This is a genomic window from Desulfuromonas acetexigens, from assembly GCF_900111775.1.
In the GTDB taxonomy this organism is placed as follows: domain Bacteria; phylum Desulfobacterota; class Desulfuromonadia; order Desulfuromonadales; family Trichloromonadaceae; genus Trichloromonas; species Trichloromonas acetexigens.
This window is the reverse complement of sequence record NZ_FOJJ01000012.1, coordinates 227867-241288: the sequence shown is the minus strand read 5'-3', so window position 1 is coordinate 241288 and position 13422 is coordinate 227867. Positions and strand designations below refer to the sequence as shown.

General features: G+C 64.6%; 13 protein-coding genes and 2 riboswitches. Of the genes, 7 read left to right on the top strand and 6 right to left on the bottom strand.

Annotated elements, in window-relative coordinates; translation table 11 throughout:
- Window positions 1–16: 16 nt before the first annotated feature.
- Window positions 17–799 (bottom strand): HAD family hydrolase, encoded by a 783-nt coding sequence (locus tag BQ4888_RS07700; protein WP_092055993.1) that lies wholly within the window; start codon window positions 797–799, stop codon window positions 17–19.
- Window positions 800–930: 131 nt separating this feature from the next.
- On the opposite strand from BQ4888_RS07700, the gene BQ4888_RS07695 reads away from it, so the two are divergent.
- The 7 genes from BQ4888_RS07695 (at window position 931) to BQ4888_RS07665 (ending at window position 7696) form a co-directional block, all read left to right on the top strand.
- The gene (locus BQ4888_RS07695) at window positions 931–1527 is read left to right on the top strand and encodes a helix-turn-helix domain-containing protein (RefSeq protein WP_092055990.1); all 597 of its coding nucleotides are present in this window, start codon (window positions 931–933) and stop codon (window positions 1525–1527) included.
- A gap of 221 nt (window positions 1528–1748) precedes the next feature.
- Complete coding sequence (gene elbB / locus BQ4888_RS07690; protein ID WP_092055987.1) at window positions 1749–2411, top strand: isoprenoid biosynthesis glyoxalase ElbB; 663 nt, start codon at window positions 1749–1751, stop codon at window positions 2409–2411.
- 28 nt (window positions 2412–2439) lie between these two features.
- Window positions 2440–2598, top strand: a complete 159-nt coding sequence (gene rd / locus BQ4888_RS07685) for a rubredoxin (RefSeq protein ID WP_092055984.1) — start codon at window positions 2440–2442, stop codon at window positions 2596–2598.
- A gap of 13 nt (window positions 2599–2611) precedes the next feature.
- Window positions 2612–2803 carry a ferredoxin gene (locus tag BQ4888_RS07680; RefSeq protein WP_092055982.1) on the top strand — a complete coding sequence of 64 codons (192 nt, stop codon included), beginning with the start codon at window positions 2612–2614 and terminating at the stop codon, window positions 2801–2803.
- A gap of 105 nt (window positions 2804–2908) precedes the next feature.
- Entirely contained in the window at window positions 2909–3790 is an 882-nt protein-coding gene (gene lipA, locus BQ4888_RS07675; protein ID WP_092055979.1) for a lipoyl synthase, read from the top strand.
- A gap of 86 nt (window positions 3791–3876) precedes the next feature.
- Entirely contained in the window at window positions 3877–6555 is a 2679-nt protein-coding gene (locus BQ4888_RS07670; protein ID WP_092055976.1) for a 2-oxoglutarate dehydrogenase E1 component, read from the top strand.
- 25 nt (window positions 6556–6580) lie between these two features.
- Window positions 6581–7696, top strand: a complete 1116-nt coding sequence (locus tag BQ4888_RS07665) for a 2-oxo acid dehydrogenase subunit E2 (RefSeq protein ID WP_092055974.1) — start codon at window positions 6581–6583, stop codon at window positions 7694–7696.
- Between the two features lie 40 nt (window positions 7697–7736).
- On the opposite strand, the gene BQ4888_RS07660 is transcribed toward BQ4888_RS07665, so the two are convergent.
- The 5 genes from BQ4888_RS07660 to cysK all read right to left on the bottom strand — a co-directional run bounded on the left by BQ4888_RS07660 (window position 7737) and on the right by cysK (window position 13393).
- The gene (locus tag BQ4888_RS07660) at window positions 7737–8186 is read right to left on the bottom strand and encodes a hypothetical protein (RefSeq protein WP_092055971.1); all 450 of its coding nucleotides are present in this window, start codon (window positions 8184–8186) and stop codon (window positions 7737–7739) included.
- 149 nt (window positions 8187–8335) lie between these two features.
- Window positions 8336–9448: a homoserine O-acetyltransferase MetX gene (gene metX / locus BQ4888_RS07655; protein WP_092055967.1), complete on the bottom strand. Its 1113-nt coding sequence runs from the start codon at window positions 9446–9448 to the stop codon at window positions 8336–8338.
- 109 nt (window positions 9449–9557) lie between these two features.
- Window positions 9558–9691: riboswitch (SAM riboswitch) on the bottom strand.
- A 61-nt stretch (window positions 9692–9752) separates the two neighbouring features.
- A complete protein-coding gene (locus BQ4888_RS07650; protein ID WP_092055964.1) occupies window positions 9753–10895 on the bottom strand; it encodes a trans-sulfuration enzyme family protein in 1143 nt (380 codons plus the stop codon).
- 49 nt (window positions 10896–10944) lie between these two features.
- Window positions 10945–12096 (bottom strand): trans-sulfuration enzyme family protein, encoded by a 1152-nt coding sequence (locus BQ4888_RS07645; RefSeq protein ID WP_092055961.1) that lies wholly within the window; start codon window positions 12094–12096, stop codon window positions 10945–10947.
- Between the two features lie 110 nt (window positions 12097–12206).
- A riboswitch (SAM riboswitch) is annotated at window positions 12207–12340 on the bottom strand.
- Between the two features lie 99 nt (window positions 12341–12439).
- Window positions 12440–13393 carry a cysteine synthase A gene (gene cysK / locus BQ4888_RS07640; RefSeq protein WP_092055958.1) on the bottom strand — a complete coding sequence of 318 codons (954 nt, stop codon included), beginning with the start codon at window positions 13391–13393 and terminating at the stop codon, window positions 12440–12442.
- Between the last annotated feature and the right edge of the window lie 29 nt (window positions 13394–13422).

Here is a 13422-nt window from a genome sequence, read left to right as displayed (position 1 = left end):
AAAAAAGCCGAGACTGTCAATGATCCCCGCTACCACTCAGGCGATCCACCACCCGGCACAACTCCGCCAGATCCCCCCGATAATCGGCGTTGAAGGCGCCCGCGCCCCGGTCGATCAGCCAGGTTTCCGCGAGAAAGGTCGGGACTCCGGCCGATCGGGCCGCCAGGTCATGCTCGGTGTCGTTGCCGATCATCAGACAGCGGGCCGGCTCCAGCCCCATATGGTCGAGGATATCGGTGAAATATCCGCGATGGGGCTTGCAGTAACGGCTGTTTTCGTAGGTGGTCACCAGTTCGAAGGGATAGTCGGCGAACCCGCCCCAGGCCATGCGCGCTTCGATGACGGCCCGGGGAAAGACCGGATTGGTCGCCAGCACCACCCGCAGTCCGGCCCGGCGGCAGTGCTCCAAAGCCGCCCGGGCCAGGGGATGGGGACGCACCAGCGGCGCCAGGGCGGCAAGCTCCGCATCGCAGTAGGCCGCCAGCCGCGCCTTGAAATCCTCCCCGTCGATGCCCAGGGGCGCCGTCACCCGCTCCAGAAAAAAAGTCTCATTGCTGCACGCTCCGTCCTCGCGGCGCAACAATTCCAGAGTCGCGGCCAGGAGCAGTTCGGCAAAACTCTCCGGCTCGGTCAGATCGGCGAAAGCGCCGGCCAGCCCTCGGGTGTAGGCCGGAATGAAGCGGCGCATTTCCACTTCAAGCAAGGTGCCGTCCAGGTCGAACCAGACCCCCGCAATTTGCCCATGATGAAAACCGCCCATCGTTCCCCCTCGCCGCTCGCGGGCGGCGACAATTTTCATCGAGGATAACACAAAGGTTAATTCGCCGGTCGGAAAAGATCCCCGCTCCGAACGAATAGTCCCCCCACAAAGCCCTTGACTTGCCGGCCGACACGGGGTAGAGACTTAAGAAAAACAGCGGGGTAGCGACCATGGAAAACATTCGGGAAGAGGTCAAGGAACTGCAGATCGGCTTCAAGGTTCGAAGATTGCGGCAGGAGCGGCGCATGACCTTGCAGGACCTGGCCGATGCCACCGGCCTCTCCAAGCCCCTGCTGTCGCAGATCGAAAATGAACAGGTCATCCCCCCGCTAGGCACCCTGTTACGTATCTCCAAGGCCTTCAAGGTCGGACTGCACTTCTTCTTCCAGGAAGAAGGACATAACGAAAAGTGCATCCTTACCCGCTCCGGTGAAAGCCGCCGCATGTACCGCCGCCCCGGCGAGGACGAAGCCCCGCCTCCCTACGCCTACCACTCCCTGGCTTTCGGCAAGAAGCATCGCAACATGGAGCCCTTCCTGGTCGAATTCGAACCCCGGCAAGAGGTCGACGGCTTGCAGGTCTGCCATGAAGGGGAGGAATTCCTTTTCGTGCTGGACGGCGCCCTCGAGTTCCATTATGGCGACCGGGTCATGACCCTGGCCCCCGGCGACTCGGTCTACTACGATTCCACCGAACCCCACGGCTATGTCGCCACCGCCGACTCCCCGACCCGGGCGGTGGCGGTCATCTATTCCAAGGGCGGCTAGTCCCCCCACGGCTTGACAATCCCCGCTCTTCCTCTACCCTTTGAGTTGGACGGCGGATCGTGGCGGGCGGAATGTATGTCTTCCCTCCCCAATCCGTGACGGCGTGGGCAACAAGCCACCCGGTCCTCCATCCACATCTCCCAAGAAGGCTTCGTCGCCGACCGCGCAGCGGCGGCAACGGGCCGCGACCCATTGATTTCGTTACAAGGAGGTTACAGATCATGGCGAAAATAGGCGTTATGCTTTCCGGCTGCGGGGTCTTCGACGGCAGCGAAATTTACGAGACGGTCATTACCCTGCTGGCCATCGACCGGTCCGGGGCCGAAGCGGTCTGCATGGCTCCAAACATGGAACAGATGCATGTCGTCAACCATCTCACCGGGGATGTCGCCGCCGGCGAAAAACGTAACGTCCTGGTCGAAGCGGCCCGCCTCGCCCGGGGCAAGATTCGCGATCTCAAAGACGTCAAGGCGGCGGAGATTGACGCCCTGATTCTCCCCGGCGGCTTCGGCGCCGCCAAAAACCTCAGCGACTTCGCCGTCAAAGGAGCCGAGTGCGAGGTCCATCCCGAAGTCACCCGTCTCATCCGCGAGATCATGACCGAGCGCAAACCCCTGGGCGCGATCTGCATCGCCCCGGCGGTGCTGGCCCGGGTGCTCGGCACCGACAAGGTCGCCCACAAGCTGACCATCGGCAATGACGAAGGGACCGCTCAGGCCCTCACCGCCATGGGCGCCGAGCATGTCAACTGCCCGGTCACCGACATCGTTATTGACAAGGAGAACAAACTCGTCTCCACCCCGGCCTACATGCTCGCCGGTCACATCAGCGAAGCGGCCGAAGGGATCGAGAAAGCCGTCAAAGCCCTGGTCAAGATGATCTGACCCACCTTAATCCGGAGGAGAAATCAATATGGCATCATACCGCTGCGTCATCTGTGGTTACATCTATGACCCCGCCGAAGGAGATCCCGGCAACGGCGTCCCCCCCGGCACCCCCTTTGCCGAACTGCCCGAGGACTGGGTCTGTCCCCAGTGCGGCGCCGGCAAAGAAGACTTCGAGCCCGCTTAAAAAGGAGGTCGACATGGCCAGAATCGCCTATGTGGATCAAGATGCCTGCATCAGCTGCAACCTCTGCGCGGACACCCTGCCCGATGTCTTTCGCATGAACGACGCGGGCCTCGCCGAGGTTTACGATCCCCGGGGCGCCTCGGAAGAAGCCATCCAGGAAACGATGGATGCTTGCCCGGTGGCTTGCATCCACTGGAAAAGCTGACCCCAAAGCGGTCGCCAGAACGAAAAAGGGCGGCGCCCGGCAGGAACCCTCCGCCGGGCGCCGCCTGAACGTCCGCCCCTCTTTCCCGCCAGGTTCCCCATCTCCATGCCTGCTCCCCCAACCCGCAAACCCGATTGGCTTAAGGTCCGCATCCCCGGCGGTCCCAACTACGCTCGTATCGACCGCTACCACCGGGAGGGCGGCTTGAATACCGTCTGCCGGGGGGCCGCCTGCCCCAATCAGGGGGAGTGCTGGAGCCAGGGGACCGCCAGTTTCATGATCCTCGGCAACCGCTGCACCCGGGGCTGCACCTTTTGCAATGTTGGCCGGGGAGAGCCCCTCCCCCCCGACCCCGAAGAAGCGGCCAAGGTCGCCGCCGCCATCGCCGAACTGGGCTTGAAACACGCCGTCGTCACCTCTGTCACCCGGGACGATCTGGCCGATGGCGGCGCCGAACAGTTCGTGATGCTGATCCATGAAGTCCGTCGCCAGGCGCCGGGCTGCCGGATCGAACTGCTGATTCCCGATTTCGCTGGCGACAGCGACGCCCTCGCCAGGGTGATCGCCGCCGTCCCCGACCTGCTCGGCCACAACCTCGAAACGGTCCCGCGCCTTTACGCCGATATCCGCCGAGGCGCCGACTACCGCCGTTCACTGCGACTGCTCGCCGAGGCCCGGCGACTCGCCCCCGGACTGCCGCTGAAATCGGGACTCATGGCGGGACTCGGCGAAACCGTCGAGGAACTGACAGCGGTCATGGCCGACCTGCGCGCCGCCGGCTGCTCCCTGCTGTCCCTCGGCCAGTACCTGGCCCCCAGCCGCCGCCATCACCCGGTTCGGCGCTACCTGCCGCCGGAAGAGTTCGCCGTCCTGCGGGAAAGGGCCCTGGACCTCGGTTTCGCCGAGGTCGCCGCCGGCCCGCTGGTGCGCTCATCCTATCATGCCGAGCGCCAGTTCAACGCCGCCTTCCCCACCGCCACCACCTGACCCCCCACCTTGCGCCCCTCCCCGCCCTTGCTATACTGGTGCAATCGTTTTTCTCTCATGAACTTAGGACCGGGAGAATCCCCGCCGTGAACTTCGCCGCCCAGATCAGTCCCGAAGCCCTCGATCATCTTTATCGCCAATGGCGCTCCGCGCCGGAGAGCCTGCCCGCCGACTGGCGCGCCTGGTTCGCCGGTTTCGAACTGGGGCAAGAGACCGCCGCGCCGGATACGGGCGAGCACGATCTCAAGCAGTCGGCGGTGCAATCCCTCATCTACCGCTACCGCGACATCGGTCATCTGCTCGCCCACACCGACCCGCTGAGTCCGCCCCCCAGCGGCCATCCCCAACTGGAACCGGCCGCCTTCGGCCTGGACGATACCGACCTCGACCATCCCTTCGCCCCCCGCAACTTCATCCGCCCCGGCGCCACCCTGCGCGAGATCCTCGCCATCCTGCGGAAAACCTACTGCGGCTCCATCGGCGTCGAGTTCATGCACATCCAGAACCCGGACGAACGCCAGTGGCTCAAGGAGCGCATGGAATCCACGGGCAACCGCGCCACCTTCAGCCTCGCCGAGAAGACCCGCATCCTCTGGAAGCTGAGCGCGGCGGCGCTCTTCGAGGCCTACCTGCACCGGCGTTTCGTGGGGCAGAAGCGCTTTTCCCTGGAAGGCGGGGAGATCCTCCTGCCGGTTCTCGACCATCTCCTCAACCGCGCCGCCGCCACGGGGGTTACGGATCTGATCCTGGGGATGCCGCACCGGGGACGGCTCAATGTGCTGGCCAACCTCTTCGGCAAGCCTTTTGCTACGATTTTCGCCGAATTCGAGGACAATCTCGAATACGCCTTCGTCGGCGAGGGGGACGTGAAATACCACAAGGGCTATTCCTGCGAGCGGGAAACCGATGGCGGCGGGACCATCCGCCTGACCCTGGCGGCCAACCCGAGCCATCTCGAAGCGGTCAATCCGGTGGTCGAAGGCAAGTGCCGGGCGCGCCAGGACCGCTACGGCGCCGCCGGCGAGACGCGGGTGCTGCCGGTGCTGCTGCACGGCGACGCCGCCTTCGCCGGCCAGGGGCTGGTGGCCGAGACCCTCAACCTGTCCCAACTCGAAGGCTACCGCACCGGCGGCACGGTCCATATCGTGGTCAACAACCAGATCGGCTTCACCACCGGGCCGGCCGACGCCCGCTCCACCCGCTATGCTACCGACGTCGCCAAGATGCTGGCGGTGCCGATCTTCCATGTCCATGGCGAGGATCCCGAGGCGGCTCTCCACGTCGCGGAACTGGCCCTGGCCTACCGGCAGGAATTTGGCCGCGACGTCATCATCGAACTGATCGGCTACCGCCGCCACGGCCATAACGAGGGGGATGAACCCTTCTTTACCCAACCGCTGATGTACGCGGCGATCCGCGAGCGGCAACCGGTCCACGAACTCTACGCCGACCGCCTCGCCGAAGAGGGGCTGCCGGCGGGGGAATTCGACAGGATGCGCACGGCGATCAACGCCTGCCTGGAGTTGGCCGCGAGCGGCGACGAAGCGGCCGTCGACCAGGGCTTTCTCGACCAGTGGCAAAGCATCGCCCGGGACTACACGGACGCGCCGGTGGCCACCGCCCTCCCCCGGGAAACCCTGATCGAGCTGGGCAAGATCGCCTGCGCCATCCCCGAGGGGTTCACTCCCCATGCGAAAATCGCTAAACTGATGGAAGCCCGCCGCGCCGCCCTCGTCGAGGATTCGGGCATCGACTGGGGGGGCGGCGAAGCGCTGGCCTACGCCGGTCTGCTGCACGAGGGGACAAGCGTGCGCCTGTCGGGACAGGACTGCCGACGAGGCACTTTCAACCACCGCCATGCCGCCCTCGTCGACGCCGCAAGCGGCACGACGGTCTTTCCCCTCGCTGGGGCGGCCCGCGACGGCGCCCGTTTCCAGGTCTACAACAGCCTCCTCTCCGAAGCGGCGGTGCTCGGCTTCGAGTACGGCTATTCCCTCGAAAGCCCCTTCGGCCTCACCCTCTGGGAAGCCCAGTTCGGCGATTTCGCCAACGGCGCCCAGGTCATCATCGACCAGTTCATCGCCTCCGGCGCTGCCAAATGGGATCGCGCCAGCGGCCTGGTCCTGCTCCTCCCCCATGGCTTCGAGGGGCAAGGGCCGGAGCATTCCAGCGCCCGCATCGAACGCTACCTGCAACTCTGCGCCCGGCACAACCTGCTCCTGGCCAACCCCACCACCCCGGCCCAGTTCTTCCACCTGCTGCGCCGTCAGGTGCGTCAGAGCTTCCGCCGCCCCCTCGTCGTCTTCACCCCCAAGGGCCTGCTGCGCCACCCCCGCTGCCGCTCCCGCCTCGCCGACTTCGCCGAAGGCGGGTTCGCCGAACTGTTCGTCGACGGCGCGCCGCCGGAAAGCTGCCGCGCGTTGCTGCTGTGCAGCGGACGCATCTACTATGAGCTGCTGGAAGAGATGGAAAAAGGGGAACGCCGGGAACTGACCCTGGTGCGCTTCGAACAGCTCTATCCCCTGAACGGGGAGCGTCTCGCCACCGCCCTGCGCCCCTATGCCGACGCCGAACGCATCGCCTGGGTGCAGGAAGAGCCCCGCAACAACGGCGCCTGGCCCCACCTGCGGCCGCTGCTGACGGAACTATTCGGCCGCGAGATCGACTACATCGGCCGCGACGAAGCCGCCTCGCCGGCGGTCGGCTCGCACAAAGCCCATCAGCAGGAACAGCGGGAAATCCTGGAGCAAGCCCTCAGACCCTGACACCCCTCATTTCGGGAGAGACCCCATGGAAATAAAAATTCCCGCCATCGGCGAATCGATCGTCGAAGCGACCATCGCCCAATGGCACAAGCAGAGCGGCGACCAGGTCGCCAAGGACGAACTGCTCTGTGAACTGGAAACGGACAAGATCACCCTGGAAATTCATGCCGAAGTCGCCGGTGTGCTGAAGATCGAAGCCGAGGAGGGGCAGACGGTCAAGGTCGGCGCGGTCATCGCCCGCTTGGAGGAAAGCGGCGCCCCCGCCGAGGCGACGCCCCCGCCGGAAAAACCCAAGGAAACTCCACCCAAGGTGAAGGCTTTTCCGAAAGAAGATGGGACGCCGGCGCCGGTCGCGAAAAACAAACCCGCTCCTCCGCCCCCCGTCAAAATGGACAAACCGGCGCCGCCACCTCCGCCGCAACCGGCGGCAGAAGAACCGGTAGGGCGCGTTACCCGTCGCCCGATGAGCCCGATCCGCCGCACCATCGCCGAACGTCTGCTCGCCGCGCGCCAGCAAACGGCGATGGCCACCACTTTCAGCGAAGCGGACCTCGGCCGGATCATGGAACTTCGGCGCAAACACGGGGAAAACTTCCAGCGACGGCACGGGGTCAAGCTCGGCCTGCTCCCCTTCTTCATCAAGGCCTGCGCCGAAGCCCTCCAGGAGTTCCCCGAAGTCAACGCCCGCATCGACGGCGGCGACATCGTCTATCAGCACTTTTATGATATCGGTATCGCCGTGGCCGCCGAAAAGGGGCTGTTGGTGCCGGTCATCCGCGAAGTGCCCTGCCGGGATTTCGCCGATCTGCAGAAAACCCTTGACGACTTCGCCGCCCGCGCCAAGGTCAGCCGCATTGAACTGGCGGAACTCGAAGGCGGCACCTTTTCCATCAGCAACGGCGGGGTCTACGGCTCGCTCCTCAGTACCCCGCTGCTCAATCCGCCACAGAGTGCGATTCTCGGCCTGCACGCCATCCAGGAACGACCGGTGGCGCGGGCCGGCCAGGTGGTCATCCGGCCGATGATGAATCTGGCCCTGAGCTACGACCATCGCTTGATCGACGGCCGCCAGGCGGTGGAATTTCTGCTGCGGATCAAGACGCTGGTGGAGGAACCGGAGGAGATGCTGCTGGAACTGTAGGGGCAATCGGTGAATTGCCCCTACAGGGAGGGGAGGATGTTCAGTTGGGGCCGAGGACGGGAGCCAGGGGAAGAGCCGCTTCCCGCCTCGGTTCGTAGCGCCGATAGTAGCCGGTGACTTCTTCCTGAATGCGGGTCGATTCCTTGATCTGGCGCAAAAGTTCGAGAAAGGCGTGGCGCTCCCAGTCGCCGCCGCTGTCGAGATTGATGCGCTGGGGATTCTTCTTGGTGGTCATGGCCCGGTTGCGCCCCTCGGCCACCAGCAGCAGCCAGGCATCGGCGATGCCCTGGTCGATGATCGTCTCGGGCCGGAGGTTGTCCCGGTCAACCAGAAGAATCCGCGCGTTGAAGAGCTCGGCCACCTGGCGGATCGCCGGACCGTGGGCGGCGAGCAGTTCGGCGGTGCGCCGCGCCTCGGTGGTATCGACAAAGAGCGCCACCTTGGCGCAACCAAAGCGTTCGTAATCGACCAGAGCCTGAGCCTGAAGCATCCCGTCACCTCCCCGTAAAATCCCAGCCAGCGCCGCAAGACTCCATGCTATCGCGATATTTTTCCGGCGCAAGCCGCGCGCGCGATTTTTCCCGCCTTCGGGGGCACGGGAAGTGCCCGTTCCGGCGACGAAAAATCGCGCAACGGAACTCAGTCGAGGCGTTGCAGGAACTCGACAACCTTGGGGGTGAATTTTTCCGGCTCGACGAGGAAGGAATCGTGGCCGTAATCGGATTCGATGAGGTGATAGGCGACCGGCTTGCCGAGTTTTCGCAGCACCGTTACCACCTCCTCGGTCTGGGAAGGGGTGTAGAGCCAGTCGGAGGTGAAGGCGAACCACAGGGAGGGACAACGCAGCTGGTCGAGGGCCTCTTCCAGGCTCTCGAAGTTCCAGGCGACGTCGTACAGGTCGAGGGCCTTGGCCAGGTAAAGGAAGGCGTTGGTGTCGAACCGGTCGACAAAGCTGGCGCCGTTGTAGTCAAGATAGCGCTCGATCTCGAACTGGCCGAAAAAATCGAACTGTCCGTGCCGCGCGGAAAAACGCCGGCCGAACTTAAGCTGCATGGAGACATCGGAAAGAAAAGAGATGTGCCCCACCGCCCGGCCCAAGGCGAGGCCGTCAGCGGGGGGATGCTCGGGCTTGTAGTTTCCCTTCTTCCACAGGGGATCGTTGAAGATCGCCTGCCGCGCCAGGGCGTTCAAGGCGATGGCCATGGGCGAGGTGCGGCCGGTACCGGCGATGGGGATGATCGAGCGAACCATCTCCGGATAAAGAATGCTCCATTCCAGGGCCTGCATCGCCCCCATGCTGCCGCCGATGACGGTCAGCAGCGAGTCGATGCCGAGCCGGTCGAGGAGCAGCTTCTGGGCGCGAACCATGTCGCGCACCATGAGCACGGGAAAGGTCAGGTTGTAAGGCTTGCCGGTGCGGGGGTTGGTGCTGGTCGGGCCGGTCGAGCCCTTACAGGAACCGATAACGTTGGAACAGAGGACAAAATAGCGGTCGGTGTCTAGAACCTTGCCGGGACCGATCATGTCGTCCCACCACCCCGGCTTGCGGTCGTCGGGAGTGTTCTTCCCGGCGGCATGAGCGTCGCCGGTCCAGGCGTGAGCGACCAGAATGACGTTGGAACGGTCGGCGTTGAGCTCGCCGTAGGTCTCGTAGGCGAGGGTCAGGGGACCGAGCAGACGGCCGCTCTCCAGGCGCAGTTCGACGTCGAACTCGGCGAACTGGGTTGTCACAATGCCCACGGAACCGCTCAAATCTACCCACCCTGGGCGGATGCCATCCGCCCCTACGAAACAAAAAAAGCCCCTGCCCGGCGACGGGTAGGGGCCTTCGAATGCGGGTCATCGCACCTCGTAGGCTCCGTCCCCATCTTTCCCGCCCTCGCAAAGACTCCGGCGGGAAGGATTTAGCACCTGACATCCGCCTTAGCTTTTGCTGCGGCGAACCGGTTGCTGTGGCTTCGCAGGGCCTTCTCCCTCCACCACTCTCGATAAAGACGTGTGCTATGCGCTTGTAGGGGGAAACTCTAATCAAAAGCCGTGACGTTGTCAAACGGATTTAAAGCGCCGCCGCCAGGTCCTCCCAGAGATCCTCCACGTCCTCGATGCCGACGGAGATACGCAGCAGGGTTTCGCGGATGCCGAGACGCAGCTTGGTTTCGGCGGGAATGGCGGCGTGGGACATGGACCAGCAGTGGGTGAGGATGGTCTCCACCCCGCCAAGGCTCGGGGCGATGATCGGCAGCTTGATCTGTTGCAGCAGCGGCGCGACCCGCGCCTGTTCCTTCAGTTCGAAGGAGAGCACCGCCCCGGCGCCGGACGCCTGGGAAAAATGCAGCTCGCGCCCGGCAAAATCGACAAGTCCCGGAAACCAGACCCGGGCCACCGCCGGATGGTCTTGCAGGCGTTCGGCCAGATCCTGGGCCGAGCGCTGGGCCGCCTCCAGACGCAGCTTGAGGGTCTTGATGCCGCGCGCCAGCAGAAAGGAATCGAAGGGGGCCAGCACCGCGCCGAAGGCGTTCTGGAAATATTTCAGACGCTTGGCCAACTGGGGGTCGGCGGTGGTAACCAGGCCGGCCATCAGGTCGCTGTGGCCGCCGAGGAACTTGGTGGCGCTGTGGATGACCACGTCCACCCCCAACTCCAGCGGCCGCTGCAGGAGCGGCGTCATGAAGGTGTTGTCGAGCAGGGTGAGCAGCCCCCGCTGTCGAGCGAGGGCGGTCACGGCGCGGATATCGGTGATGTTGAACAGGGGATTCGACGGCGTTTCCAGGAAAATCGCCTTGGTCGCCGGAGTGATGGCGGCTTCGATCCGGTTCAGGTCGGTGATGTCGACGAAGCTGGTGGTGATCCCCTGCTCGGGGAGGACGGTGCTCAGGTAGCGCCAGCTGCCGCCGTAGAGGTCGTTGGGGGCGATCAGATGGTCGCCGCTCTTGAGCAGGGCCAGGGCGCTGCCGATAGCGGCCATGCCGGTGGCGTAAGCGAAACCGCGCACCCCGCCTTCGAGCAGGGCGATGGCATCCTCCACCTGCCGGCGGCTCGGGTTGCCGCTGCGGGCGTAGTCGTACTCCCCCGGCTGGCCGCCGACGTGATGGTAGGTCGAAGCCTGATAGATGGGGATCGCCGAAGCGCCGGTGGCCGGGTCGCGGTCGATCCCCTGATGCACCAGCAGGGTGGCGCTGCGGTAGGTTTTTGTGGTCATGGAATCCTCTTGATGTTTATTGGTGGGGGGGGCGTATGGCCATACGCCCCTACGCCAGCGCCTGTTCCAGATCGGCGATGATGTCCGGTACGCTTTCGATCCCCACCGACAGCCGCAACAGGCTCTCGCAGACGCCGAGGCGCCGCCGTTCGGCCTCGGGGATGTCGGCGTGGGTCTGCACCGCCGGCAACGTCATCAGCGATTCCACCCCGCCGAGGCTTTCGGCGAAGGAGATCAGCTGCAACTTTTCCAGCACCTGTCGGGCCAGCTCCGGGCTTTCGACGCGGAACGAGAGCATGCCGCCGAAGCCGGACGTCTGCCGCCGCGACAACTCGTGGCCGGGATGGTCTTCCAATCCCGGATAATAGACGACGGTGACCTTCGGCTGGCGTCGCAGCCAGCGGGCCACCTCAATGGCGCTCCGGCAGTGGCGTTCCATACGCAACGCCAGGGTTTTGAGGCTGCGGATCAGCAGCCAGCAGTCCTGCGGCGGCAGTACCGCGCCGGTGGCGTTCTGCAGAAAGTAGAGGCGCTCCCCCAATTGCGGATCGCGGGCCACCAGCACCCCGGAGCAGAGATCGTTGTGGCCGCCCAGGTATTTGGTCGCCGAGTGTACCACGACATCCGCGCCCAGCTCCAGCGGCCGTTGCAGGACCGGGGTGAGGAAGGTGTTGTCGACGATGAAGAGCAGGTTGCGGCGGCGACAGAGGTCGGCGATGGCGGCGATATCGGCCACGCCCAGCAGCGGGTTGCCCGGGGTTTCGATGAGAATCGCCCGGGTCGCGGCGGTCACGGCGCTCTCGATGGCGTCGAGGCGGGTGGTGTCGACGTAACTCACCGCCAGGCCGAGCTTGGCGAAGACCTGGTCGAGCACCCGGTAGGTGCCGCCGTACAGATCCTCGGAGACGATCAGATGATCCCCGGCGGCGAAGTGGAGAAAGAGGGTGGTCAGAGCCGCCATGCCTGAGGAGAAAACGCAGGCGCGCGCTCCCCCTTCGAGGGTAGCCAGCCCCTCTTCGAGTACCTCGCGGGTCGGGTTGCCGCTGCGGGTGTAGTCGTAGCCGGTGCTTTGCCCCACCGCCGGGTGGCGGTAGGTGGCGCTGGGGTAGATAGGAAAGCTGATGGCGCCGGTGCGTTCGTCGCGGCCGACGCCGATCTGCGCCAGGCGGGTTTCCAGGGTCCGGGTTTCGTTTCGTGTCATTGGTCATCCCCTTTTGATTGGTGAGTCGCGGGGCACGCAAAAAGCCCCTTCGCATGGGGATGAGAAGGGGCTTCGAGACAGACTCGCCAAAGCGGGAGATCGAAGCGCCGTCCTCATCTCTCCCGCCTCCGCAGCATGCGTCGACGGGAAGGATTTAGCACCTGGCATCCCCCGACGCGGGCGCGTCGGTGACCGGTTGCTGTGGCTTCGCAGGGCCTTTTCCCTCCACCACTCTGGATAAAGACAGTGCCGCCGGCTGGGTTCCGGCGCTATATTGAGTCAAACAATAAAGAAACTAGTTATTCGTGTCAATCCATAAAATCAACAAAACATTTTCACTTGTTTACAAGTTTTCATAAAGAACGCTTGACAGATACCTCTCGCCCGAGTCGGGAAGAATGACCACGATGGTTTTCCCCTGGAATTCGGGGCGCGCCGCCAACCGTACCGCCACCGCCGTCGCCGCGCCACAGGAGATGCCGGCGAGAATTCCTTCCTCCTTGGCCAGCCGCCGGGCGAAATCGATGGCCTCGTCGTTGCTCACTTGCTCGACCCGGTCGACCACCGACAGATCGAGGGTGTCGGGGATGAAGCCGGCGCCGATCCCCTGAATCTTGTGCGGGCCGGGCTTGAGCTCGGCGCCGGCCAGTTTCTGGCTGATGACCGGAGAATCGCTCGGTTCCACCGCCACCGCGAGGATCTGCTTGCCCCGGGTCTTTTTGATATAGCGGGAAATCCCGCTGATGGTGCCGCCGGTGCCGACCCCGGCGACCAGCACGTCGATGCCGCCGTCGGTGTCTTCCCAGATCTCCGGGCCGGTGGTCTGTTCGTGGATGGCCGGATTCGCCGGATTCTTGAACTGGTGCAGCAGCACATAGCGGTTGGGATCGGAAGCGGCCAACTCCTCGGCGGCGGCGATGGCGCCGCCCATCCCCTTGGCGCCGGGGGTCAGCACCAGGTTGGCGCCGAAGGCCTGGAGCACCTTGCGCCGTTCCAGGCTCATGGTTTCCGGCATGGTCAAGGTGATGGGGAGGCCCCGGGCGGCGGCAACGAAGGCCAGGGCGATGCCGGTGTTGCCGCTGGTCGGTTCGACGATTTCCTTGCCGGGGCCGAGCAGCCCTTTTTTTTCGGCGTCCCAGATCATCGCCGCGCCGATCCGGCATTTGACCGAATAGGCCGGATTTCGGCCCTCGACCTTGCCGAGGATGGTCGCGCCGCCGACGGGGGCGAGGCGATTCAGACGCACCAGCGGGGTGCGGCCGATGGAGAGGGAGTTGTCGGCATAAATGCGGCTCATGAAGGACTCCTTTCGTTATGGTGAATGGG